Origin of the sequence: uncultured Roseobacter sp. (genome assembly GCF_947488185.1) — a bacterium.
In the GTDB taxonomy this organism is placed as follows: Bacteria; Pseudomonadota; Alphaproteobacteria; order Rhodobacterales; family Rhodobacteraceae; genus Roseobacter.
In genome coordinates, this window is the sequence record NZ_CANKYM010000006.1 from 37,172 (window position 1) to 61,819 (window position 24,648).

23 protein-coding genes are annotated in these 24,648 nt (G+C 59.6%); 14 read left to right on the forward strand and 9 right to left on the reverse strand.

Annotation, left to right across the window (positions count from 1 at the left end):
• Positions 1 to 66: 66 nt before the first annotated feature.
• A complete protein-coding gene (locus tag Q1A52_RS20645) occupies positions 67 to 1,212 on the forward strand; it encodes an acetoin utilization protein AcuC (protein ID WP_300019605.1) in 1,146 nt (381 codons plus the stop codon).
• Between the two features lie 121 nt (positions 1,213 to 1,333).
• On the opposite strand, the gene Q1A52_RS20650 is transcribed toward Q1A52_RS20645, so the two are convergent.
• Positions 1,334 to 1,543, reverse strand: a complete 210-nt coding sequence (locus Q1A52_RS20650) for a hypothetical protein (RefSeq protein WP_195822159.1) — start codon at positions 1,541 to 1,543, stop codon at positions 1,334 to 1,336.
• A 314-nt stretch (positions 1,544 to 1,857) separates the two neighbouring features.
• Positions 1,858 to 3,333 carry an ABC transporter substrate-binding protein gene (locus Q1A52_RS20655; protein WP_300019740.1) on the reverse strand — a complete coding sequence of 492 codons (1,476 nt, stop codon included), beginning with the start codon at positions 3,331 to 3,333 and terminating at the stop codon, positions 1,858 to 1,860.
• Between the two features lie 158 nt (positions 3,334 to 3,491).
• On the opposite strand from Q1A52_RS20655, the gene panB reads away from it, so the two are divergent.
• Together panB and panC are read left to right on the forward strand one after the other, a co-directional pair.
• The gene (gene panB, locus Q1A52_RS20660) at positions 3,492 to 4,331 is read left to right on the forward strand and encodes a 3-methyl-2-oxobutanoate hydroxymethyltransferase (RefSeq protein ID WP_300019607.1); all 840 of its coding nucleotides are present in this window, start codon (positions 3,492 to 3,494) and stop codon (positions 4,329 to 4,331) included.
• Positions 4,328 to 5,191, forward strand: a complete 864-nt coding sequence (gene panC, locus Q1A52_RS20665) for a pantoate--beta-alanine ligase (RefSeq protein WP_300019609.1) — start codon at positions 4,328 to 4,330, stop codon at positions 5,189 to 5,191. Before panB ends, panC begins: the two co-directional genes overlap by 4 nt.
• Here panC and Q1A52_RS20670 read toward each other — a convergent pair.
• The 4 genes from Q1A52_RS20670 to Q1A52_RS20685 form a co-directional block, all read right to left on the reverse strand.
• A complete protein-coding gene (locus Q1A52_RS20670) occupies positions 5,188 to 5,577 on the reverse strand; it encodes a type II toxin-antitoxin system death-on-curing family toxin (protein WP_195822209.1) in 390 nt (129 codons plus the stop codon). The genes panC and Q1A52_RS20670 overlap by 4 nt on opposite strands.
• Entirely contained in the window at positions 5,570 to 5,743 is a 174-nt protein-coding gene (locus Q1A52_RS20675) for a hypothetical protein (protein WP_300019611.1), read from the reverse strand. The genes Q1A52_RS20670 and Q1A52_RS20675 overlap by 8 nt, the downstream gene beginning before the upstream one ends.
• Positions 5,744 to 5,841: 98 nt before the next feature.
• On the reverse strand, positions 5,842 to 7,128 hold the full coding sequence (locus Q1A52_RS20680) for an acetylornithine deacetylase/succinyl-diaminopimelate desuccinylase family protein (RefSeq protein ID WP_300019613.1): 1,287 nt from the start codon (positions 7,126 to 7,128) through the stop codon (positions 5,842 to 5,844).
• Positions 7,129 to 7,178: 50 nt separating this feature from the next.
• Positions 7,179 to 8,438 (reverse strand): aminotransferase class V-fold PLP-dependent enzyme, encoded by a 1,260-nt coding sequence (locus Q1A52_RS20685; RefSeq protein ID WP_300019615.1) that lies wholly within the window; start codon positions 8,436 to 8,438, stop codon positions 7,179 to 7,181.
• Positions 8,439 to 8,535: 97 nt separating this feature from the next.
• Here Q1A52_RS20685 and Q1A52_RS20690 point away from each other — a divergent pair, with 97 nt between their 5' ends.
• From Q1A52_RS20690 to Q1A52_RS20705, 4 genes are all read left to right on the forward strand, one after another.
• A complete protein-coding gene (locus Q1A52_RS20690) occupies positions 8,536 to 9,363 on the forward strand; it encodes a formate/nitrite transporter family protein (protein ID WP_300019617.1) in 828 nt (275 codons plus the stop codon).
• Positions 9,364 to 9,429: 66 nt separating this feature from the next.
• Positions 9,430 to 9,621 carry a PLDc N-terminal domain-containing protein gene (locus Q1A52_RS20695; RefSeq protein ID WP_299831592.1) on the forward strand — a complete coding sequence of 64 codons (192 nt, stop codon included), beginning with the start codon at positions 9,430 to 9,432 and terminating at the stop codon, positions 9,619 to 9,621.
• Position 9,622: 1 nt separating this feature from the next.
• The gene (locus Q1A52_RS20700; protein ID WP_300019619.1) at positions 9,623 to 10,531 is read left to right on the forward strand and encodes a YihY/virulence factor BrkB family protein; all 909 of its coding nucleotides are present in this window, start codon (positions 9,623 to 9,625) and stop codon (positions 10,529 to 10,531) included.
• Positions 10,532 to 10,620: 89 nt separating this feature from the next.
• Positions 10,621 to 11,118 carry a DNA starvation/stationary phase protection protein gene (locus Q1A52_RS20705; protein WP_300019621.1) on the forward strand — a complete coding sequence of 166 codons (498 nt, stop codon included), beginning with the start codon at positions 10,621 to 10,623 and terminating at the stop codon, positions 11,116 to 11,118.
• 71 nt (positions 11,119 to 11,189) lie between these two features.
• Here Q1A52_RS20705 and Q1A52_RS20710 read toward each other — a convergent pair whose 3' ends face one another.
• Positions 11,190 to 11,999 (reverse strand): response regulator, encoded by an 810-nt coding sequence (locus tag Q1A52_RS20710; RefSeq protein WP_300019623.1) that lies wholly within the window; start codon positions 11,997 to 11,999, stop codon positions 11,190 to 11,192.
• Positions 12,000 to 12,145: 146 nt separating this feature from the next.
• Between Q1A52_RS20710 and Q1A52_RS20715 the strand changes: the two genes are divergently transcribed.
• The 3 genes from Q1A52_RS20715 to Q1A52_RS20725 are packed head-to-tail and all read left to right on the forward strand — an operon-like array spanning position 12,146 to position 14,546.
• A complete protein-coding gene (locus Q1A52_RS20715; protein WP_367278079.1) occupies positions 12,146 to 12,265 on the forward strand; it encodes a NepR family anti-sigma factor in 120 nt (39 codons plus the stop codon).
• Complete coding sequence (locus tag Q1A52_RS20720) at positions 12,262 to 12,819, forward strand: RNA polymerase sigma factor (RefSeq protein WP_300019625.1); 558 nt, start codon at positions 12,262 to 12,264, stop codon at positions 12,817 to 12,819. Before Q1A52_RS20715 ends, Q1A52_RS20720 begins: the two co-directional genes overlap by 4 nt.
• Positions 12,820 to 12,821: 2 nt before the next feature.
• The gene (locus tag Q1A52_RS20725) at positions 12,822 to 14,546 is read left to right on the forward strand and encodes a histidine kinase dimerization/phosphoacceptor domain -containing protein (RefSeq protein WP_300019627.1); all 1,725 of its coding nucleotides are present in this window, start codon (positions 12,822 to 12,824) and stop codon (positions 14,544 to 14,546) included.
• Positions 14,547 to 14,872: 326 nt separating this feature from the next.
• Here Q1A52_RS20725 and Q1A52_RS20730 read toward each other — a convergent pair whose 3' ends face one another.
• Positions 14,873 to 15,439 carry a cupin domain-containing protein gene (locus tag Q1A52_RS20730; protein ID WP_300019629.1) on the reverse strand — a complete coding sequence of 189 codons (567 nt, stop codon included), beginning with the start codon at positions 15,437 to 15,439 and terminating at the stop codon, positions 14,873 to 14,875.
• A gap of 208 nt (positions 15,440 to 15,647) precedes the next feature.
• Between Q1A52_RS20730 and gabT the strand changes: the two genes are divergently transcribed.
• Entirely contained in the window at positions 15,648 to 17,042 is a 1,395-nt protein-coding gene (gene gabT / locus Q1A52_RS20735) for a 4-aminobutyrate--2-oxoglutarate transaminase (protein ID WP_300019631.1), read from the forward strand.
• Between the two features lie 47 nt (positions 17,043 to 17,089).
• On the opposite strand, the gene Q1A52_RS20740 is transcribed toward gabT, so the two are convergent.
• Positions 17,090 to 18,709: an FMN-binding glutamate synthase family protein gene (locus Q1A52_RS20740; protein ID WP_300019633.1), complete on the reverse strand. Its 1,620-nt coding sequence runs from the start codon at positions 18,707 to 18,709 to the stop codon at positions 17,090 to 17,092.
• A 555-nt stretch (positions 18,710 to 19,264) separates the two neighbouring features.
• Here Q1A52_RS20740 and Q1A52_RS20745 point away from each other — a divergent pair.
• From Q1A52_RS20745 to Q1A52_RS20755, 3 genes are all read left to right on the forward strand, one after another.
• Positions 19,265 to 20,323: a carbon-nitrogen hydrolase family protein gene (locus Q1A52_RS20745; RefSeq protein WP_300019635.1), complete on the forward strand. Its 1,059-nt coding sequence runs from the start codon at positions 19,265 to 19,267 to the stop codon at positions 20,321 to 20,323.
• Between the two features lie 77 nt (positions 20,324 to 20,400).
• Positions 20,401 to 23,151 (forward strand): aminotransferase class I/II-fold pyridoxal phosphate-dependent enzyme, encoded by a 2,751-nt coding sequence (locus Q1A52_RS20750; RefSeq protein WP_300019637.1) that lies wholly within the window; start codon positions 20,401 to 20,403, stop codon positions 23,149 to 23,151.
• A 24-nt stretch (positions 23,152 to 23,175) separates the two neighbouring features.
• Entirely contained in the window at positions 23,176 to 24,627 is a 1,452-nt protein-coding gene (locus tag Q1A52_RS20755; protein ID WP_299784039.1) for a biotin carboxylase, read from the forward strand.
• The last annotated feature ends 21 nt before the right edge of the window (positions 24,628 to 24,648 follow it).

The following is a 24,648-nucleotide window of genomic DNA, read 5'->3' on the forward strand; positions in this document are numbered from 1 at the left end:
AGGCGGTGCCTCGCATGGGGTCCAGAGGGGTTGTTGAGCGCGCGCAATGCGTTAGGTCTTGAGGTCATGGACAGTCCCCGTTTCATCGGCGCCGAGATTTTCCGCCATTCCAGCTATGGGCGCTGGCATCCGCTGCGCGTGCCGCGGGTCAGCACGGTGATGGATCTCTCCCGCGCGTTGGGGTGGCTGTCGAAGGCGCAGTTCATCACCGCGCCCCGTGCCAAGCCAAAGGCGCTGATGGCCTGGCATACGCCCGATTATGTTGCAGCGCTCCAGCGGGTCGAGGCCAGCCAGGTGGCCACGGCGGAGGATCTGGCGCGGCATGATCTGGGATCGGTGACAAACCCGGTTTACCCGGAGATTTTCCGCCGTCCGGCCACGGCGGCGGGTGGCTCGCTGCTGGCCGGGGAATTGCTGCGCGAAGGTGGTGTCATCTACAACCCGCCTGGGGGCACGCACCACGGCATGCCGGACCGCGCCAACGGCTTTTGCTATTTGAACGATCCCGTGCTTGCGATGCTCTCGCTGCGCCGGAACGGGGTGCGGCGGATCGCCTATGTTGATATCGACGCGCACCATTGCGACGGCGTGGCGGAAGGGTTCCACGGCGATCCCGACTGCCTGATGATCTCCGTGCATGAAGAACGGCTTTGGCCGCGCACAGGGCCGCTGGAGGATGATGCAGGCGGCGCGGCGCTGAACCTGCCGGTTCCTCGGAGGCTCAATGACAGCGAGATGGCTTTTATCCGTGACGCGCTGATTGTTCCGCAGGTCGAGGCGTTCCGACCGGATGCGATTGTCCTGCTCTGCGGTGCGGACGGTGTGGAGGAAGATCCGCTGGCGCATCTGTCGCTGTCCAACAACGCGCATTGGGCTGTGGTTTCCGCCCTGATGGGCATGGCGCCGCGCCTGCTTGTATTGGGTGGGGGTGGCTATAACCCGTGGTCGGTCGGGCGGCTCTGGACCGGGGTCTGGGCGACGCTCAACGGTCATGCCATTCCGGAGCGTTTGCCAGCGGATGCAGAAGCCGTGCTGCGCGCGCTGACGTTCGAGGGCAACAAGCGCGGGAAGAACCCGCCGGAGCATTGGTTCACGACCTTGCGCGACGCGCCCCGCGACGGGCCGGTCAGAGATGCAATCAAGGACCGGGTGGGTATTCTGTCACGACGGACAGAGGCGCGGCCAAGACATAGGGCGTACCTCATCCCCTGATGGGTCAGCACCAAGCGCTAGGCCGATGTTTGCAATGCATCGGGATTTTGTCAGAAAGGGGGGTTCAACAGGGCGCACAACTGGCTGTGGTGCCAAAGCATGGCGGGTGCGCCCGGCTGGGTCAGACGGGCATGTTGTCGAACATGTCCTCGATGGCTTCGTCGCGCAGATCGTTGTTCATCCGCTCCAGTCGGCGGGGCACGATCTGGCCTGTGGCTTTCAGCGTGGCGATCACGCGGTCGATCTGAGGTTGCAGCGCCATGCGTTCCGTGTGCGAGGCGTTTTCAACTTCATGCTCCAATTGGGTGGCGCGCTGTTGTAGGTCGGTCAAGGCAGTCTCCTTTCGTCCAAAGAGGCGTTGTCCTTAGGGATGCAGCAGCTTCGGATGTTCCCACTCCGAATGCGAACACAATACACGCTTTAGTAGTAGATGAGCAAGCAACTGCACAATAAATAGGCGCAACTTTTCGTCCTGATTGAAGGATAAGCAGGCCGTTTTTTCACCGTTGGAGGATTGCTGCAAATCGCATACGGCTACGTATGTAAAATGCTGTTTTGCAGCGTGTGTAAACTGAGCCGGACAGTCTCGTTTCCGGCGGGGAGGTGGTTTCCAGGGGCCACTGATTCGTGGCCCCGGGCCTAGAGCTATTGCGCCCAGCTTACGCCCGTCAGGTCCGTGGCCTGTGTCGGGGCATTGGCCCAGAGGCCCTGCAACTCCGCCTTGGCGACCGACAGCTGCGCGAGTTGAAAGAGGTAGCCGTTCACATAGTCATCGGCGATCATCTGCTGTGCGTCGCCCATCATGGTGGCGCGCATCTCGGGATCGGTCGTGCTGTTGAGCTTCGTGATCAGCGCCTGGAAGTCCGGGTTGTCGTATTGGAAGTAGTAGTCCGGGTTGGCGTAGATGCCGATGTCCATCGGTTCGGTATGGCTGACGATGGTCAGGCCGAAATCCTTGCCGCGAAAGACGCTCTCCAACCACTGCGCCCATTCGACATTGGTAATCTTGGCAGTGATGCCCACCTCGGCCAGTTGCGCCGCAATGATCTCGCCGCCGCGCCGGGCGTAGGAGGGGGGCGGCAGGTGCAGCGTGGTCTCGAACCCGTCCGGCAGCCCGGCCTCGGCCAGCAGCGCGCGGGCCTTGTCGGGGTCGTGCGCGGACTGGCCTGTCAGATCCTTGTAAGCCGGGTTGTGCGGCGCAAAGTGGGTGCCGATGGGGGTGCCATAGCCGAACATCGCCCCGTCGATGATCGCCTGCCGGTCGATGGCGTGGGCGACAGCCTGACGCACCAGTGGGTTATCGAAGGGCGGCATCTTGTTGTTGGTGCTGAGGATCGTCTCACCCTCGGTAGAACCCACGAGCACCTGGAAGCGCGGGTCGGCCTCGAACTGTGGCAGGTTCTCGGGCGCGGGGAAGGCGTAGAAGTAATCCACATCCTCGGCCATCACTGCGGCGAAGGCGGCGGTGGGGTCGGAGATGAACTTGAAGGTCGCGGCCTCAAGGGCGGCGGGCGTGCCCCAGTAGGCGTCGTTGCGCGCGAGCTCGATGCGGTCGGATTGCACCCACTCGACGAATTTGAAGGCGCCAGTGCCGATGGGCATTTGCTTGATGCCGTCGATGCTCTCAGGGGCCACGATCACCGCGTCCCCCCAGGCGAGGTTGAAGAGCATGTTGCCGTTGGGCTCCGACAGGGTCAGTTGCACGGTCAGCGGGTCGATGACCTCGGCAGAGGAGATCGCGGTATAAAGCGCCTTTTGCGCATTTGCACTGTCCTCGGCAAGGATACGGTCGAGGGAGAATTTCACGTCCTCCGCGTCCATGGTGGTGCCATCATGGAAGGTCACGCCGTCCCGCAAGGTGAAGGTATAGGTCAGCCCGTCATCTGAAATCTCCCAGCTCGCGGCGAGACCGGGGACAACCGCGCCGTCGGCCATGAAGCGTGTCAGCCCTTCGAAGACGTTGGAATAGAGCACCGTGTCGATGGCGCCCGCCGCAGCGGAGGTCGGGTCGAGGTGCGGTGGTTCGAGCTGCACTGCGACAGTGATATCGGTCTGCGCTTGGGCACCGATCCCGGCGGCGGCAAATGTGAAGGCGAGAAGGCTGCGTGTGAAGGTCTGCATAAGGGTCCCCTGTGTCATGCTCCCCGGCGGGCGCGATCCTGCGTCGAGTGTTCCAACAATCCTCGCGTCAATCAAGGGCGGGTTTTCCGGCAAGGGCGTGGATTTCCGGCGCATCCGTGCTATCCGGCATCCGCAACGACAGCACAGGACCCGTGATCATGAGCGCCACAGCCCGGAAAACAGCCCCGATGCCCGCGGATATCAAGGCGCGAAAAGGGGGTGTGCCGCTGGTCAGTCTGACGGCCTATACCACCCCCATGGCGCAGATGATGGACGCCCATTGCGACTTTGTGCTGGTGGGCGACAGCGTTGGCATGGTGCTGCATGGGCTGCCCTCGACGCTGGAGGTCACGATGGAGATGATGATCCTGCATGGTCGGGCGGTGGCGCGGGGGCTGAGCCGGTCGATGATGGTGATAGACATGCCCTTTGGCAGCTATGAGCAAGGCCCCGAGCAGGCCTTTGAGAGTGCGGCGACGCTGATGCGCGAGACGGGCGCAGGTGCGGTAAAGCTGGAGGGTGGGCAGCATATGGCGCCTACCATCGATTTTCTGGTCAAGCGGGGGATCCCGGTCATGGCGCATATCGGCCTGACGCCGCAATCCATCAACACGCTGGGGGGCTACACGGTCCAGGGGCGGGGGGCGCAGGGCGACATCATGATGGAAGACGCCTGCGCCGTCGCAGCTGCAGGAGCTTTTGCAGTGGTATTGGAGAAAGTCCCACAGGGGCTGGCGGATCGGATCACGGCGGAGGTGGAGATCCCCACCATCGGCATCGGTGCCTCTGCAGGCTGTGACGGGCAAATCCTCGTGGTGGATGACATGCTGGGGTTGTTCACGGCGTTCAAGGCGAAGTTCGTGAAGCGGTATGCAGAGCTTGGGCAGACCGGCGAGGCGGCGATTGCCACCTATGCAGAGGAGGTACGCGCCCGCCGTTTTCCGGGGCCGGAGCATGTGTTTGCAGATGCGGCACCCAAGGGAGGGACGCGCGCGTGACCCCCCCGATCGTAAGAACCCTGGCGGAGCTTCGCAATCTGACGCGAGGCTGGTGGCGGGCAGGGGAAAGCATCGGGGTGGTGCCGACGATGGGGGCGCTGCACGATGGTCACCTGAGCCTCGTGGCGGCGGCCAAGGCCGCATGCGACCGGGTGATCGTGACGATTTTCGTGAACCCAAAGCAGTTCAATCAGGCGTCGGATCTCGACAATTATCCGCGCACGGAGGAAGAAGACGCGCGCAAGCTGGCGCGTTTTACGGTGGATGCCGTGTATGCCCCCGATGTGAGCCAGATCTATCCAGACGGGTTTGCCACGAATGTCTCGGTGGGTGGGATGACCGATGTGCTTTGTGGTGCCCATCGGCCCGGCCATTTCGACGGGGTGGCGACGGTAGTAAGCAAGCTCTTTACCCAGACCTCAGCAGACAAGGGTTTTTTTGGTGAAAAGGATTTCCAGCAGCTGATGGTGGTGCAGCGAATGGCGCGGGATCTGGATATTCCCATCGAGGTGGTGGGGTGCCCGACGATCCGGGAAGAAGATGGGCTGGCGATGTCCTCGCGCAATCTGCTGCTCAGCGACCGGGCGCGGGTCAAGGCGCCTTTGTTGTCTGAAGTGATGCAGGAGGTGGCCGAAAAGCTTGCAGTCGGTGAGGGTTTCGCACCCCTTCAGGCGGCGGCGGTTGCCCGGCTGACGTCAGGCGGCTTTACCGATATCGATTATTTCGAGCTTCGGTCCTGTGCAGCGCTGGAGGCGCTGGAGCGGCCAACCGAACCCGCCCGCCTCTTTGCTGCGGCATGGCTGGCGGGGGTTCGGCTGATCGACAATATCGACGTGCCGGTGATGCCTGCGTCCGGCTAATCACTCAGCTTTGACAGGCGCGCCCGGAACCAGTCTTCGAGCGCCTCTTGCGGCATCGCGCCGGTCACGACGTCAACCACGACATCATCGATCCGGTCATCAGCTTGCACCGCCAAATCGTAGCCGCTGTTGAGGCAGAGAACTTCCGTGGTGAGCCATGCGGTGCGTTTGTTGGCATCGTTGAAGCCATGAGATGTCGCCAGGCCGTGCAGCAAGGCTGCGGCCTTCTTGTGAATGGGACGGTGATAGCCGTGGTAGGGTCTGCCGATTGCGCCCAGGATACTGTCGAGATTGCAGATGCCGCGCAGCCCGCCAAAAGCTTCCAGTGATTGTTCGTGGGCTTCCAGAACATCGCCTAGATTGACCCGGTAGTGCGGCTTACCGATTGGCCAATCGCTTCAGGGCGTCCCTGTTTTTGCTGATCGAGGCGCTGACCACCGTGGGTGTTTTCTTGCCGGAGGCATGCACGGATGTATCCCCCCCTTCCTTGCGGAGGGTGAATTTGCCGGTGTCTGCCGTGCGTGCGACGGTCGCGCTGTTTGTCTTGGCCATTGCTTCGGTATCCTTCTCCACCTGAAAATGCACATCCTTGGGCAGTATATCAAGGGATCGTAAACCAGATATGACCTGCCGCTGCGCTCCTGTGACGGTCAGTCCGGGGGCAACAGCAGCGTTTCCAGGGCGCGGCCCATCACCTTGGCGCTGTCGATCATGTCATCGATCCCGACGTATTCATCGGGTTTATGCGCCAGTTCAAGGATGCCCGGCCCGTAGGCGATGCAGTTCTTGAGCTTGCCGATCCGGTCGATGTGTTTCTGGTCGTAGGTGCCGGGAGAGGCGACATATTCCGGCGGCTGGCCCATGACGTCTTCGATGGCCTGCGCCACGGTGCGCACCACCGGGGCGTCGCGGTCGGTCATCGAAGGCAGGACCGCGTTCAACTCGGTCAGCTCATACTCGAAATCGGTGCGACTGGCTTTGAGACCTTCGAGCAGTGCGGTGACCTCGCTGCGGACCTGATCGAGCGGTTCCTCCAGCAAAAAGCGCCGGTCGATCACGATGCGGCAGCTGTCGGGCACGCAATGCGCTGGCAGGCTCGTGTCACCCGGGGCGAATTCCGGCTGGCCGCCGTGGATGGAGTTGATGTTCATCGTGGATTGCCGCGCGCCGTCGGGCACCACGGGCATATCGGTGTGGCGCGCCGCCATGGCGGGGAACAGTTTGTCTTCGAACTCCGACAGCACCGCGCCCATGTGGCGCACGGCGCAGTCACCCAGAAAGGGCATGGAACCATGGGCGATCTCGCCCTTGGTCTCGATCTCCGCCCACCAGCCACCGCGATGCCCCAGACAGATACGATCCTTGTTCAGCGGTTCGGGGATGATCACATGCTGCACGCGGGCAGGGTCGAAATACCCCTCTTCGGCCAGATAGGCGACGCCGCCATAGCCGCCGGATTCCTCATCCGCCGTGCCAGAGATTTCGATGGCACCGGAAAAGTCAGGATTGGTTTCGATGAAGGCCTCGCAGGCAATGATCGATGCGGCGAGCCCGCCCTTCATGTCACAGGCCCCGCGTCCGTAGATCTTGCCATCCTTTTCCGCGCCGCCAAAGGGGTCCATGGTCCAGCCGCGGCCGACCTCAACCACATCCGTGTGGCTGTTGAAATGCACACAGTCGCCGGAACGTGCACCTTCCCGGCGCGCGACGATGTTCCACCGGGGATATTTGTCGCTGTCTCCCGGGGTTTCATACGCCCTGATCAGTTTCGTCTCGAACCCGTGGCGCGACAGGCGCCTGTCCAGAAAGTCGCAGATATCGCGATAGCAATCGCCGGGCGGGTTGAGCGTGGGAATGCGGATCAGGTCACGGGTCAGCGCAATAAGGTTCGCGCGTTTGGCATCGATGGCGTCAGACAGAGAGGTGGGGTTCAGCATGAAATCACTGTCAGGCAATTGCGACATCCGGGCAAGGTGAAAACGGCCGCTCAGCCGGCCCCGGCGATGTCCTTCATGGCGCCCAGAAACGTGCTGACTTCTTCGACACTATTATAGTGGCACATTGAGACCCGGACAGCGGCCTCCAGACCCAGGGGATTGAGGATGTTGCCAGAGTAGTGATCTGCCTTGCGGACATGGGTGCGGATACCCTGTGCGTTCAGAGCGCTGACGATCTCGGCGGCAGGCAGGTGGTTCAGGGCGAAACAGACCAACCCCTCACGCGCGGGATTGTCGATGCCGCCCAGAATGGTGATGCCCGGTAGTTCCGCCAGACCCGGCAGGTTGCCGGTCCCATGCAGCATCGCCTGGGTCAGCGCCTGTTCGTGGTCGTGTATGGCAGCCCCCGCAGCCTCCAGCCGGGTGCGTCGGTTATCGCTGTCGCTGTGCTGTGCGCCCAGCCAGTTGAGATAGGCGACGACATCAGAGAATGTCGCATAGGCACCAGTATCGCGGGTGCCCATCTCCCAATGGGCACGTGGGCCGTTCGCCAGCTGTTCCAGAGGCAGCGCCGTCATCCGGTCCGACACCCAGGCGACCCCGTAGCCATGGCGCGAAAAGGCCTTGTAGGGCGAGATGACATAGCCATCAATGTCATAGGCGGCGATGTCGATGTGACCGTGGCTTGCATGCTGGATGCCATCGACGAAGATGTAGGCCTCGGGAGCGACGGCCCGGATTGCGGCAGCAATAGAGGCCACGTCATTAGCGATGCCGGTCACGGGTGAGGTATGCAGGATGGTTGCGACCCGCACGTGGGGCGTCATGAGGGCCGCATAGGCTTCGGCGCTGACCGACCCGGTGGCGTCATCATGGGGCACGGAGATATAGTCTTTGCCCGCAATCTGCGCCCAATGGGTTGCGGCAGAGCGCGATGCGGGATGTTCGACGGTCGAGCCGATCACCGCGCCGCCCTCAGGCGCTCCCATCACCGCCGTGCGGATCAGGCGAAAGGTGAGTTCGGTGCCGCTTTCCCCGACAAAGAACTGGCCACCCCTCGGGTTGAAGAAATCCACCATATCCGCCTTGGATTGCGCGATCAGGTCAACGAGCGCATGGGCGGCGGGGTTGTCGCGGCCCTGATTATCCGGAATGGCGGCGAATTTTGCCGAGGTCTCGACGACGGAATTCAGCGTCAGCGCCCCGCCTGCGTTTTCAAAGAAGATGCGCGGCCCCTGAAACGGGCAGCCGTCCACATGGGCAAATCGGGCACGGACATCGGACATCAAATCAGGGGAAAAAGGGGGCATGTCGGTCCACGCAAGTAAAGGTTGTGGAACTCATTCAGGCGATAATAAGTTGAGTGTCAAGCGGCACCGGCTCGACAGGTGCGTTTCGGAGTTTCCCATGAACCAGACCGCACGCCACGCAGAAGAACAGAAAGAAGAAGCCTCGGTTCAGAATGCGGCCGCTCTTGCGCCGAAACTGATCTATGAGGTGATCCGCCGCGAAGGCGAAGAGGAAATGGCGCGGCCCAAACGGTCGTTGATCTGGTCGGGCATCGCTGCGGGGGTGATGATCAGCCTGTCGGTTTTGGGCGAAGCGATTTTCCGGACTTATCTGCCGGACGCGCCCAGCAGTTACCTGATCGAGAACCTGGGTTATTCGCTGGGCTTTCTCGCCGTGATCATGGGGCGCATGCAGCTTTTCACCGAAAACACGATCACGACAGTGCTGCCCGTCATGGTGGAGCGGACATGGTACACATTCGGGTGCATGTTGCGGCTCTGGGGGATCGTGATGACGGCAAATGTGATTGGTGCCTTTGCAGTCGCCGCCCTTTTTGTGTTTACCCCTGCAATACCGGCAGAGATCATGGTGTCCGTCGTCGATCTGTCGCATCACGCAACGGGCATGGGGGCAGAGGCCTCCTTCTGGCGCGCCATTCCCGCAGGTATTATCGTGGCGCTGATCGTCTGGATGCTTCCGCAGGCGGACAGTGCGAAATTCTTCCTCATCCTCGTTTTCACCTGGCTGATCGCGGCAGGGGACTTCACGCATATCGTGGCCGGATCGGTGGAGATGGCTGTGCTGGTCTGGATGGGTGACATCACCGCCGCGACAGCCATTGGTGGATTTTTCATCCCGGTTCTGACCGGAAACATCATTGGCGGGACGGTGATCTTTACCCTGATGGCCTGGGGCCAGGTGCGCGACGAGCTGCCGGACAAATAATCCGGTTCGGGAACCATTTGACGTTTCGGCACGTTGAGAGGGCAAGACGGAACAAAGGAGAAAGATATGTTTGAGTATGCAGGAATTGGTGGACTGATCATTCTGGTCCTGAACATCTGGGCTATCGTGTCGATCATCGGATCGGGCGCGTCAACCGGCAGCAAGGTGCTCTGGACTCTACTGGTACTGGTCTTGCCGATCGTCGGCTTTATCGCTTGGCTGATTGCGGGGCCGAGATCGTCCAAAGTCGCCATTTGATATGGCGCCACCGCGACGCCTGAGCTTCGCGATGAACCGGGCGGTGTTCTTCGCCGTCGGAAAGCAAATCGCCAATAACAACCTCGGCCTGATTGCGGCCGGGGTTGCTTTCTATTCTATGCTCTCGGTTTTTCCGGCACTCGCCGCTTTGATCGCGATCCTCAGCCTGGTTGCCGATCCTGCCGTGGTGATCGTCCAGCTGGAAGAAATCCGCGGGCTGATGCCTGACGCGGTCTACACCATTCTCAACAAGCAGATCGTGACCCTGGTCAGTGCCAGCTCCGGCACGCTGGGGTGGGCAGGTGCAGTGTCTTTGGGTGTCGCCCTCTGGTCTGCGCGCGCGGGCGTCGGGGCGATGATGCACGGGCTTAATCTGGTCTATGCGCAGAAAGGGCGCTCCAGCATCAAGCACTACCTACGTGCGCTTTTGCTGACCGTCAGCCTGCTGGGCGTGGGCGTTGTCTCGCTGCTCACAATCGTGGTGACGCCGATTGTGCTATCGTTCTTTCCCTTGGGTATGCTGGCCTCCTTCACCATCGAACTGCTGCGTTGGGCCATTGCCATCGTGGTCATTTTCGGCGGGATCGGCATGCTTTATCGATTTGGTCCCAACCGCAAAGGCATTCGCATCGGGTGGCTGACGCCCGGTGCCGTGATGGCGGGTACGAGCTGGGCGGTCATGTCCATCGCCTTTTCATTCTACGTGGCGCATTTCGGCAATTACAACGAAGTCTACGGGTCCATCGGTGCCGTCATTGCGATGCTGATCTGGCTCTGGATCAGCAGTTTCCTTGTGCTGTTGGGCGCGGCGCTCAATGCCGAGATTGAAAGACGCCGCCCGACCATTTCTCCCGAACCTTCCCCTCAGATCGACGCCGCCGACGAGGTTGAGCCAAAACCGGCAGAGTAACTGCGGCAAGCCGTCACGCCCCAAGGTTTTCAGGAACATACTCCGGGTGCCGCGTGTTTCTCCTTTGAAAGAAGAAAAGGAGAATGACGATGACAAGCGCATTGAATGTAGTACCAGAGACGACCGACATCAGCACAGGCGTGAAAGACGCCGAAGCGATGGCGCAGGGCCTCGAAAACGCATTGGCGGACACCTATCGCATGCTATTCAAAACGCATGCTATCCATTGGAATGTGGAAGGTCCGCTGTTCTTCTCGGTGCATAATCTGACGGAAGAACAATATGAAGACCTGTTCAAGGCCGCCGACGATATCGCCGAACGCATTCGCGCATTGGGCCAGCTGGCGCCGTCAACACTCTCGTCGATTGTCGCCAACTCGGTGATTCAGGATGAAGAAACGCCAGCGTCGGCAGGCGAGATGTGTGAAGACCTGGCCGCAGATCATGAACGTGTTGCCCACCGCTTGCACGCGCTGATCAAGGTCGCGGGTGAGAACGGAGATCCGGTGACAGAGGATATGGCGACCGAGCGCGCCGCGTTCCATGAGAAAGCCGCATGGATGCTGCGCTCTATCGCCAAGAGCTGATGGGTGATTTGTAGAAAAAGAAAAACCCCGCTGGAAGCAGCGGGGTTTTTTGTGTGCGCCTATTGTATGTGTCAGGCTTTCAGCGTTTCCGTGGAGGAGAAGAACATCGCCTGGCTGACGGCGGAGATCACCTGATCCTCTGTATATGGTTTCGAGATCAGGAAAGCCGGTTCATGTTTGTCACCGGTCAGCAATCGCTCGGGAAAGGCGGTGATGAAAATCACCGGACGGTCACCAAGGTTCGCCATCAGATCATTCACGGCATCGATACCGGACGAATTATCGGCCAGCTGAATATCGGCGAGGATCAGATCTGGCTTGTCCGCTGACCCAAGGGCGACGGCCTCGTCCCGGGTGCGGGCGACGCCCGTGACCCGGTGGCCCATGTCCGAAACGATGCTTTCGATGTCCATGGCGATCACTGCCTCGTCCTCGATGATCATCACCGAACCGGATACCGCATCGGCCATTTCGCGCCGCGCGATTTGCACCAGTTCTTCGGCCTCGCTCTGATCGATGCCGATGATGCTGGCAATCTCGCCAAAGCTGAACCCTTCGACGCTGTGCAGCAGCAAAGCTTCGCGGCTATTGGCCGTCAGGCGCGACAGGTGCTTCTGTGCGCGTGCTTTCAAGCCACTCTCGCCGTCATCCACCGGGGCGCCGGCGCTGGACCAGATGCCGTAGAGCACTCGAAACACGCCGGTTTTTACTGCTGCACCATCCAGCACGGACCGATCAGTCAGGATGGCCTCGAGCGCTGCCGCAGCGAATTGGTCGCCGCTGCTCTGGCTGCCGGTCATCGCGCGCGCAAAGCGGCGCAGATAGGGCAGGGCAGTGCCGAGTTCTTCACTGATGTCCGGGGAGACAGAGGCATCCGACATATGAAATCTTCCTTTTTTCACTTTTCTTGGAACCGAACGCACAGTTGCGAGTTTGGTTCCGACGCAGGTGGGATATTTTTTAACCTTCTCGGGGAATGATCGGCAGTATGACTCAGCCAGGCGGAAACAGGAAACGTGAAAGCGTAATCGACGAAAATTTGAAGCGAGTCTACGAAGAGGCGCTGGAAGAGGGCGTTCCGGACCGCTTCAAGGACCTGCTGAATGCGCTCAAGGAACAGGATCAGGCCAAGGGGTCCAATAAATGAGCACGCCAGACCCCCGCGATGCATTGGTGGAGCATTTGCCCGCCATGCGTGCCTTTGCCATCAGTCTTACCCGAAATGGCGCGACAGCCGACGACATGGTGCAGGACACACTGGTCAAGGCCTGGACGAATATCGATAAGTTTCAGGCCGGAACTAACATGCGCGCCTGGTTGTTCACCATTTTGCGCAACACTTATTATTCCTCCCGCCGGAAGGCGAAACGCGAAGTCGCCGATGTTGATGGCACCCATACTGAGGGTTTGGCCGAAAAACCGGCGCATGACGGACGTTTGCAGATGACTGATTTTCGCCAGGCCTTTGCTCAACTCAGCGACGAGCAACGCGAAGCGCTCTTGCTGGTTGGCGCGTCGGGCTTTTCTTACGAAGAAGCTGCGGATATGTGTGGTGTAGCAGTCGGCACGATCAAAAGCCGTACCAACCGGGCACGGCAGCGGCTGGCTGAACTGATGCACTTGGACGATGATGAGGCGCTGGAGATGACCGATGATGCGACAATGTCGGTGCTGACGGCGGCCAAAGCCACCTCCTTCTGACAATGACAGGCGGGTTTCTGGATGGCGATGTCTTTCGCGGCCTCGCATTTCGCATCCTCGTCTTTTTATCACTTGCCCTTTTGCCTTTTGGTCTCATCGCCGTTGTGCAAACTCAGGAGATTGCCAAACAGTCCGAAGAGAGGACGGAATTGTCGCTGCTGGGCCTGACGGAACTGGCCTCCGGGCCGGAACGCAAATTTATTCAGGAAGGCTTTGGTGCCGCTGAGGCGCTCAGTTCCATCGTACGGTTGTTTGTGGAGGATGCGCAGGCCTGCGTCTCTTTCCTGCGCGCGTATCAAACGGCCTCCGGCGTCTATTCCATGGTGGGTTTCTTACCGGCAGACGGCGTGATGACCTGTTCATCAGCCGGAGGAGAATATGATTTCAGCGCTTATCCGGATTTCGACTTGGCACTTGCAACACCGGAACGCTCCGTTGTTCTGAGCCGCACCGGACCCATTACACAACAACCCACGCTCGTGGTTGTGAGCCCGGTATTTGAGCGTGACGTTTTTGGCGGTTTCATGCTGTTGTCCATCAATCTGACAACTCTCGAAGAAACCAAGGACACCCTGGCCGAAATCAGCCCCTCTGATCTGGTTATTTTTAATGCGGCCGGCGAAGTCCTGACGTCGGATCGGGCACGGCTGGTGACCGAGGCCGATTTACCCTTGAACCGGAGCCTGAAAACGCTTGTGGGCGACAACACGTCTGTCTTCGACGATGTGAATGGTAAGGAGGAGGAACGGATCTACGCGGTGGTGCCCATTGTGCCGGACGTCGTCTACGCGATGAGTATCTGGCGGCAGGCCGATGTGCTGGCCAGTGCAAGCCAAACAGGTATGCTCAGCGTGTTTCTACCCATTCTGATGTGGCTGGCCAGCCTGGTGGTCGCGTTCTGGTCGATCAACCGTCTGGCCATTCGCTACATTCGCAAACTTGGCCGTCAGATGCGTCTCTTCGCCTACAATCGATCGATGCCGCGCTCGGCTATGGGGCAGGGTGTACCGAAGGAATTCGTGGACATTCAAACGGTGTTCATGGGCATGGCGGATTCGATTATCCGGGACGAAGCTTCGCTCGAGGACTCCTTGCGTGAAAAGAACATCCTGCTGAAGGAAGTGCATCACCGGGTCAAGAACAACCTGCAACTGATCTCTTCGATCATGAACATGCAGATTCGGCGCGCCCCGACCGACGAGTCGCGCCTCGTTCTGAAACGCTTGCAGGAACGCATTCTGAGCCTCGCCACGGTGCACAAGAACCTCTACCAGAGCGATGGTTTGGAACGGGTCGACGCGGGCGCGCTGGTCGAAGAGATCGTGGGGCAGCTGCTGGTGGTTGGTTTGCCCGCAGGTTCTGCTGTCACAGTGGAACAGTCCTATGCGCCCGTGCAATTGGATACGGATGACGCAGCTCCGTTAACCCTGTTGGTCTCCGAAGCCGTGACCAACGCGATGAAATACATCGGACAGGCCACCGCGCGGGACCCTGCGAAACTCAAGATCGAACTGTCGCAGGAAGACGGCGAGATAGCTGTTTTCACAATCTCCAACTCCGTAGGAGAGGCCACGGAGGCAGAAAGTACGGGGCTTGGTAAACAATTGATCAATGCCTTCGCTCGGCAGTTGAACGCCGAGGTCACCACCGAAGTCAAGGACGGGGTGCACTGCCTGACGTTGGCCTTCCCTGTGCCCCATCGGGTTAAGACTACTAAGGATTATTAACTATATTCTGATAGCTATGGAACAAATCCGAAGCAAATAACGTTTTTCCCACGAACACTGAGGAAAGGAACCCTGACATGTCGATTGACCTGTTCGTTTTCGGGCTTTCCATTCTGACTGTGGTTGCGCTGATTGTTCTTGTTTTGACGAGCGAGGGCAAAGGCAGACGTGGTGATGACAACGACTAGATCGTTGTTGTGACGGACCATTGTTGGTCATCTTTGCGCAAGGGGCTCGCCTTTGCTTTAGAGCCATCGCCGGGTAACGGCGGAAGAAAGCCGAAACAGATTGACCCCTGATTGCCCAAGGCGATCAGGGGTTTTTCGTCAAAAACTGGGCGGTGTGCAGGCGCTGATGATCTCGCACTCTTCGGAGCCGGTGTTTCGAAACCGGTGGGGCAGCTGGCTGTTGAAAAGATATCCGTCGCCGGGACCCAAGGTGCCGACCTCGTCGTCCACGGTGATCTCGATTTGACCGCGAATGACCACCCCGGCCTCCTCCGCATCGTGGCTGAGCAGTTCCGGCCCGGTATCCGCGCCGGGGGCATAGCGCTCGTGCAGCAGCTGCAGGGCATGTTCTTGTGCGTTCCCCAATTGCCGCAGGGACAGGAGCTGCGCCTGCGGCCCATCGAAATCGGGGGGTGCGATTTCGGTGAATTCCTCTGCAGTGTAGAAGTATTTGCTCTGGCCGGTATCTTCGAGCGTGGCAAAGAATTCGGCCATCGACACCTGAATCGCATCCAACAGGCTTTTGAGCGAGGCCACGGATGGGCTGGTCTTGTTCTGCTCGATCAGGGAAATAGTGCCGTTGGTCAGCCCCGCCCGTGTGGCGAGTTCCCGCTGGGAAAGCCCCCGTTTTTTTCGGATCGTGCGTAGCCTGTGTCCAATATCCAAGGGGCCGGTTCCTCGTCTTTCGGGTGACATGTTGGTTTTGCTTGGTTTTTTAAACAGCAAGCCGGGTCTGTGCTCAATCCCTTTTCTGCCAGGCGCGGACGAGAAGTCATCCATTCCATAAAAACGCCTGCAGAATCACGATTGACAACAAAATTAAACGGCGTATCGATATTTTAAACATCTCGCCTGACATCAAAGGAATGAGCATATGGCCAGCACTGTCAAAACGCCTGCGGCAAAAAAGCCGCGCAAGCCCCGCGTGGCAAAAGCCCGCAAGATCGCCGTGGTTTCCACAACACCCGCCGAACAGAGCAATGCAGCGCTCCTCGCCCGCCGCGAGGCGGCGGTCCCGCGCGGCGTCGCCTCTGCCGCGCCTGTGTTTGCGGAGCGTGCGGAGAACGCTGAGCTCTGGGATGTGGAAGGCAAGCGCTACATCGATTTCGCCGGTGGCATCGCCGTGCTGAACACCGGGCACCGCCACCCGTCGGTCGTCGCGGCGGCGAAGGCACAGGAAGACAAGTATACGCACACCTCCTTTCAGGTGGTGCCCTATGAGCCATACGTAGCCCTTGCAGAAAAGCTGAATGCGCTGGCGCCGGGTGATCATGCGAAGAAGTCGCTGCTGGTGACTACAGGCGCGGAAGCTGTTGAAAATGCAGTGAAGATCGCGCGTGCCGCGACAGGTCGCCCGGGTGTGATCGCCTTCACCGGGGGCTATCATGGCCGCACGCTGCTGACGCTGGGCATGACCGGCAAGATCAGCCCCTACAAGAAAGATGTTGGTCCCTTCCCGTCGGATATCTTCCGCGCGCCATTCCCCTCCGTGCGGGACGGGATCACCGTGGAAGATGCGCTGACCGGATTGCAAAACCTCTTCCTGACCGATGCACAGCCAGACCGCGTTGCCGCGATCATCATCGAACCCGTGCTGGGCGAGGGGGGATATACACCTGTGCCCTTCGAGATGATGCAGGCGCTGCGCCAGATCTGCGACGAGCATGGCATCCTGCTGATTGCAGATGAAATCCAGGCGGGCTTCGGCCGTACCGGCACATGGTTTGCGATTGAGCATTCCGGCGTGGTTCCGGATCTGATCACCGTGGCGAAATCCATGGCAGGCGGCTACCCGATTGCCGGTGTGATCGGACGTGCGGACATCATGGACGCGATGGCACCCGGTGGTTTGGGCGGTACATACGGCGGCAACCCGGTGGCCTGCGCCGCTGCCTTGGCCGCGATCGAAGCCATCGAGAGCGAAGGGCTGCTGGCCCGTTCGTTGGAGATGGGCGAGACCTTCCGCGCCCGTTTTGCCGAGATCGGTGCGCGGGTTGCGCCCTACCGTATGTGGGACATCCGCGGCCTGGGTGCAATGCTGGCAGTCGAATTTGTCACCGACTTTGAGACCGCGACACCGGATGCAGCGCTCGTGAAATCCATCTGCGCCCATGCGCTGAAACGCGGGTTGATCCTGCTCGCCTGCGGGATGCAAGGCAACGCCTTGCGGATCATGGTGCCGTTGACGGCGTCAGACGAAATCATTGCCGAAGGTATGGCGATCTTTGAGGCAGCACTTGCAGATGCGGTGGCTGAACAGGCCGCCTGACGCGCGCCACTATAGCACTACCAGAAAGGGCGCCTTTGAGCGCCTTTTTAACAGGGTGGGGGTGCGAAGCTTTTGGCGCTCGCCCGGGCCCAGCGTTTGCGGTAATCGGCGCCGATATCTTCCTGGGTATTGAGCAGGAACCCTTCCGGCAGATAGGGATAGGCCTCGTTGCCCTCGACCATTTCCTTGTCGCCCAGACGCACCATCATATGTTGCGGCATGAAATCCCCGGGGTGTTCGAGCCCGGCAGCACCCGTCATTTCACCCAAGGCTTGCAGGGTGTTGTCGTGAAACCGCGCGACGCGTTGCGACTTTGAGCCGACATCAAGCGCCCGCTGGCGGATCGGATCCTGCGTGGCCACGCCGACGGGGCAGTGGTTGGTGTGGCAGGCCTGCGCCTGAATGCAGCCGATGGCGAACATGAACCCGCGCGCCGAATTGCACCAGTCGGCGCCAAGCGCCAGCGCCCGCGCGATGTCGAAAGCGGAGATGATCTTGCCCGCCGCGCCCACCTTGACCTGATCGCGCAGGCCCGCGCCGCGCAGGGTGTTGTGCACGAAGGTCAGCCCCTCGATCAGGGGCATGCCAACGTGGTTGGAGAATTCGACGGGAGCCGCGCCCGTGCCGCCCTCGGTGCCGTCCACCACGATGAAGTCGGGCGCAATCCCGGTCTCCAGCATCGCTTTCACCATGCACATGAACTCACGCCGGTGCCCGATGCACAACTTGAAGCCCACCGGCTTACCCTCTGATAAATTGCGCAATTCTCCGATGAACTGCATCATCTCGATGGGTGTCGAAAAGGCCGAGTGCGCGGCGGGAGAAATACAATCCTCACCCATGGGAATACCCCGGGCCTCGGCAATCTCCGGGCTGATTTTCGAGGCCGGCAGCATGCCGCCATGCCCCGGTTTCGCCCCCTGGCTGAGCTTCAGCTCGATCATCTTGATCTGATCGAGGCTGGCCGTTTCCTTGAATTTTTCGGGATCAAAGGAGCCGTCTTCCGCCCGGCAGCCGAAATAGCCGGACGCGACCTGATAGATCAGATCGCCACCGCCCGCCTTGTGGTACCGGCTGACCGAGCCTTCACCGGTGTCATGGGCAAAGCCGCCCAGTTTTGCGCCAGTGTTCAACGCCTCAATGGCGTTGGCCGAAAGAGAGCCGAAGCTCATCGCCGAGATATTATAGAGCGACGCTTCATAGGGCTGTTTGCAGGCGTCGCCCCCGATTTTCACGCGGAAATCCGTATCTTCGATATGGATCGGGATGACGGAATGCGTGACCCAAGCATAGCCCGCATCATACACCCTTTGCCGCGTGCCAAAGGGGCGTTTGTCCTCCTGACCCTTGGCGCGCTGATAGACCAGACTGCGGGCATCACGGGAAAACGGCTCCTCATCCTGATCGGATTCAATAAGATACTGGCGGATTTCCGGGCGGATGCCCTCGAAGAGGAACCGCATATGGCCCAGCACCGGGTAGTTGCGCAGGATCGAATGGTGTGGCTGTCGTACATCATGCAGTCCCAGAAACGACAGGAAGATGAAAAACGCTGCTGGGATCAGCATCCAACCGGTCCAGATCAGCGCAGCGATCAGGCAAAGAAAACTGGCCACTACCACGCCTGTGAAGGTGGTGTAGCGCATCATGGATCCGAGATCTGGCATATATCTTCCTGCTGTGGCCGCAGTTTTCAGGGCGCGTGCGATGGGCACGAGGGGCTGCTGGCATCACGAAAAATTAAACATCCGCGAATGATGATTCATTGTGCGGATTTGCGCAAGGATTCCTGCTGTCACGCTTTGGTGGGCAGGATTCAGGTATTGCGCTTGAACAACACTCAAAAGCTTCGTACGCTTTTGGAGAACAGGGTGCGCATGAACAATATAGCGAATCCGGCCGCAAGATAAGCCGGGGCGCACCTGCCGGAGGATTGGGGAGCCTCACCGTCGTCATCCGTCCGTGCGGGGTCGTCGGGCCGCCTTTCCTTCCGAATATCAAAAGGGAGAGGTGATGCGTGCGTTTAAAATATTAACCGATCCAGCCGGTCGTACAGCGCGCAAGCAGGCTGAAACGCCTATTCTCTCAAAGTGCCTTAACGTCGTTTTCACTTTACGCCTGTTCCTGAGGTTCCAACTGACAGCAGATGGGCGTAAGGCAACGTGGCGCGAAGTCGTATGTGGGTCATGCTGGCCCCCTTCGCCGCGACGGAGTGTTTTGTTATGACCCCATTCGCTATTGCCGGCGTGCAGATGTATGTGAACGCGCTGCATTCCAATGTGGAAGGGATGATCCACCGGCTGGACGTGCTGATGGCGCGGTTCCCCTGGACGCAGATGGTGCTGTTTTCCGAGCTGGCACCCTATGGCCCGCTCGACAAATTTGCCCAAGCCCCGCAGAATGACGCGCTCGACACCTTCTGCGAAGCTGCGCGCAAGCATCGCATCTGGCTGATCCCGGGTTCGATGTTCCTGCGCGATCCGGAGACGGGCATGGTGTTCAATACCGCCGTGGTGATCAACCCCGAGGGCGAGATCATCAAGCGGTATGCCAAGATGTTCCCGTTCCGGCCTTATGAAACTGGGATTGCTGCGGGCACCGAATTCTGTGTGTTCGATGTGCCGGAGGTCGGGCGGTTCGGTCTGTCGATCTGCTACGATATCTGGTTCCCCGAGACCACGCGGCAGCTGACAGCGCAGGGCGTCGAAGTGCTGTTGCATCCGGTGCTGACCGGGACAACCGACCGGGATGCGGAACTGGCAATCGCGCGGTCCACGGCGGCACAGTTTCAATGCTACGTCTTTGACGTGAACGGGCTTGGCGCGGGTGGCGTGGGCAAATCGCTGGTCGTGGACCCCTCGGCCCATGTGCTGCACCAGTCCGCGGGACAGGAAGATATGTTCCCCATCGAGGTCGATCTGTCGATGGTGCGCCGCCAGCGCGAAACAGGCATGAAGGGGCTGGGTCAGGTCCTCAAGAGTTTCCGCGACCGTTCTGTGGATTTCTCGGTCTATGACCGGAACAGTGGAACCGATGCCTATCTTAAGACGTTAGGCCCACTGGAAATACCTCAACAAGGGACGCGCGCGGGACTTCACGTGGATGTGCCAGCAGAAAAAGTACAGGAAACGCCTGCGTTCAAAGGTATGGCGATTGACACGCTGTCCGGATCCGTGACCGCGCATCCTGCGTCCAATACGACGAAAACTGCCCAAGCAGAGGCAGCACCCCAACCCCCGACCGAAGAAATTCGGGGGAGCGAAACACAATCTAGCGGGTAGATCGCCGGGCCTTGTCGGGCGGTCACTGCCGCCCGGCGTATCAATCGGTGGTTTTCCCGGACAGCGGAGGACAACTGATGCACGCGATAAACGACTACTCTTCGGCGATCCAATTGCGCTCGGACAGGTGGAGCGCGCTGCGCGAAACAACTGCCGCGCTGACCCGCAGTCCCAAGCCCAAACAGGAAGCGGAACTGCGCAAAAAGGTCGAGCAGCTCTTCAAGTCTCTCGCGGTGATCGAACCCTATTGGGCATTTCCGGGCATGTCCGCCTTTGACCATATGCGGCGGCAGTTCGAGCATAACTCCTTGGATGATCTGGCTTTTGCGGTGGGGCGGGTGACACGCGCACTTACGACCGGGGCCTACCGGCGGCGGCATATCCCGTTGGAGCGGGATAGTGTCGATGCCGAAGAACATGACGATGAGGCGATGCTGCCACCCGAGGCACGGGCGCTGGCCAAGCCCTACTTTGAAGTGTTGATCGTTGACAATGTGAACGAACATCAGGAGCGTTGGCTGCGCAGCAATGTCACGCGGATGCGCCGTGCCGAGGACCCTTTTGTCTACGAGGCGCTGGTGGTGCCAAGCCTTGAAGACGCGCTGGTTGCGGTGCTCTTCAACCACAATATCCAAGCCATTGTGGTGCGCCCCGGGCTGGTGCTGAAATCCAAGATGGATCAAGAGATCGTTGCCCGGTTCATCACCCGTGCAGGCGGGCAGGAAGAGATCGACAACATGCTGCCCGAGAACTATGGGCCGGAATTATGCCGACTGGTGGCCAAGGTGCGACCCGAACTGGACGCCTATCTAGTGACCGAGCGGTCGGTAGAAGAGATCGCAGGGCTGGATCTCGGGATCTGTCGGCGGGTCTTCTACAATCAGGAAGACTTCATGGAGTTGCACCTGAACATCTTGCGCGGGGTTCAGGCACGCAACAAAACACCGTTTTTCAACGCGCTGGTGGAGTACTCCAAACAGCCCACCGGTGTGTTTCACGCCATGCCCATCAGCCGCGGCAAATCCATCAGCCGCAGCCACTGGATACAGGACATGGGGGCCTTTTATGGACCGAACATCTTTCTGGCCGAGACCTCAGCCACCTCTGGCGGGCTCGACAGCCTGCTGGAGCCACATGGGCCGATCAAGGAAGCGCAGGAACTGGCCAGCCGGGCGTTCGGTTCCAAGCAGACGTTTTTTGCCACCAACGGCACCTCGACCTGCAATAAGATCGTCGTGCAAGCCCTTGTGCGACCAGGAGATATCGTTCTTGTAGACCGCGACTGCCACAAGTCGCACCACTACGGCATGGTGCTGGCGGGCGCGCAGGTGTGTTACCTCGACAGCTATCCTCTCAATGAGTATTCGATGTATGGCGCGGTGCCGCTGCGCGAGATCAAGCACCAGTTGCTTAAGCTGAAAGCCGAAGGCAAACTCGACCGGGTGCGTATGCTGTTGCTTACCAACTGCACCTTTGACGGACTGGTTTATAACGTCGAGCGAGTGATGGAGGAGTGTCTGGCGATCAAGCCTGACCTGATCTTCCTCTGGGACGAAGCTTGGTTCGCCTTTGCGAGGTTCAACCCGACCTATCGCCAACGCACGGCCATGGCTGCGGCTGGCAACCTCAGAGAGAAGTTCCGCAGTGACACCCATGAGCGGCTCTATGAAGCGCAGCAGAGCATGCTGGAGGGATGCGACGACGAGAAACTCCTGGAGACGCGGCTGATCCCGCCGCCCAACGCCCGCGTGCGGGCCTATGCGACGCAATCTACGCACAAAACGCTGACGTCTCTCAGACAGGGATCGATGATCCATGTCTATGATCAGGACTTTAAAGGGGAGGTGGAGCAGGCCTTCCATGAGGCCTATATGACGCACACCTCAACCTCGCCGAACTACCAGATCATCGCGAGCCTGGATGTTGGACGGCGGCAGGTCGAATTGGAAGGTTTCGAGTTCGTGCAGCGCCAGATCGAGGCGGCGATGTCGATGCGGCGCGCGATCATGACACATCCACTGTTGTCCAAGTATTTCAAGGTATTGACCGCAGGCGATATGATTCCGGACTTCCACCGCCAGTCGGGTGTGACCAGCTACTACGATGCGGAGCAGGGCTGGACCGACATGTGGGATTGCTGGGAGCAGGATGACTTCGCGCTCGATGCCACGCGGGTCACCCTGGCCGTGGGCGGCACGGGCTGGGACGGCGATACGTTCAAGACCGATATCCTGATGGATAAGTACGGTATCCAGATCAACAAGACCTCGCGCAATACGGTCCTGTTCATGACCAATATTGGCACCACGCGGTCGTCTGTGGCTTACCTCATCGAGGTGCTGGTGGAGATCGCCAAATCGCTTGACGAACGGCTGGATGATGCCAGCCGGATGGAGCGGCTGTCGTTTGACCGGCGCGTGCAAAACCTCATGGAAGAGCTGCCACCGTTACCTGATTTCAGCCGTTTCCACGATGCTTTCCGGCAATGTGATGTGACTGGCGAAGGCGACATTCGTTCGGCCTTCTTCCTCGCCTATGACGAGGAGAAATGTGACTATCTGGACATTAACGGCTCGCTTGGGGCAGCGCTGGACGCGGGGGAAGAAGTCGTTTCGGCCAGCTTCATCATTCCCTATCCGCCGGGCTTTCCGATTCTGGTGCCAGGACAGGTGGTGAGCAAGGAAATCCTGGCCTTCATGCTGGCGCTGGATGTCAGCGAAATCCATGGCTACCGGCCCGATCTGGGGCTGCGGGTCTTTACCCAAGAGGCGCTGCAAGCGCTCGTCGATGCCAAGAATGGCACCAAACTGGCCTCCGCGGCCGAATAATACCAACAGAGAGGACATCATGACATGGCAGCCACGGTTCTGAAGAACATCTCGGAGATCCGCCGCTATTTCCACCGCAATGAGGATCCGATTTATTTCATTTCGGCCACGAACTTCAACCTGTTGGGGCTCGATGAATGGGTGAAGAATTTCAAATACATCTGCTACATCGACTGCTACGGCGGCAAGCACCCGAACGTCTTCTGTCCGTCCGAGCAGCCGCATGCGGAATTCCAGTCCATCGAGGACATCAACAACTATTTGCTGCAGCACAAAGAGGTGATTGATTTCATCAAACGGCGCGGTGGCAAGCCGAAATTCGTCTTCCTGATGTTTGATGAGGAGACCGAGCGTCTGTCGAAGGAGTTGGGTGCCGATGTCTGGTTCCCGAAAGCGAAGCTGCGTACCAAGATGGACAACAAGATCGAGACAGTCCGCATCGGTAACAAGGCGGGTGTGCCGTCGGTGCCCAATGTGCTGGCCGAGGTCAAATCCTATGAGGATCTGAAGAAGACCTGCGAAAAGGCCAAGATCGGGCATGATCTGGTGTTGCAGTCGGCTTTTGGGGATAGTGGGCACACGACGTTTTTCATCAAATCCGAGGCCGATTTCCGGCGTCACGAGCATGAGATCGTGGGGGAGGGCGAGATCAAGATCATGAAGCGGATCGACTGCCGCGGATCGGCGATTGAGGCCTGTGCGACCAAGGAAGGCACCATCGTTGGGCCGTTGATGACGGAGCTGGTCGGGTTCAAGGAACTCACCCCCTATCGCGGCGGCTGGTGCGGCAATGAAATCCTGTCGACCGCCTTTCCGCCGAAAGTGCGGCAGAAGGCGCGCGATCTGACCTTCAAGTTCGGTGAGCAGCTGCGCAAGGAAGGCTACCGTGGCTATTTTGAGCTCGATTTCCTGATCGACAAGAAGACCGGCGATCTCTGGCTGGGCGAGCTAAACCCCCGCATTACAGGCGCGTCCTCCATGACCAATCACGCGGCCTTCGCCCATGCGGATGCGCCGCTGTTCCTGTTCCACCTGCTGGAGTTCTCGAAAAAGAAATTCAATCTGGATGTGGATGAGCTGAACGCCCGCTGGGCCGACAGCGCCAATATCGACAGCTGGTCGCAGATGGTGATCAAACACACGGACGATAGCGTGGACATCTGCACCGGCAGCCCGGAAACCGGCATCTATAAGATGCTGGAGGATGGGCGCGTGGTGTATGACCGGTTTGACTATCACCGCCGGGCGGTGGAGAGCGAGAACGAGGCGTTTTTCCTGCGCATCCTGCAGCCGGGGGATTACCGCTATGAAGGGGCAGACATCGGTATTCTGGTCACGCGCGGCCGGTCCATGACCAAGAATTTCCGGTTGAATGAACGGGCTAAAAAGTGGATTCACGGCATCAAGCAATCGGTGACGGCCAAGCCGCTGCCCACCGCGACCGCCTTCGACGATCCGGCGTTCAAGATCCTCTGACCCGAAAGGATATGCGCACCC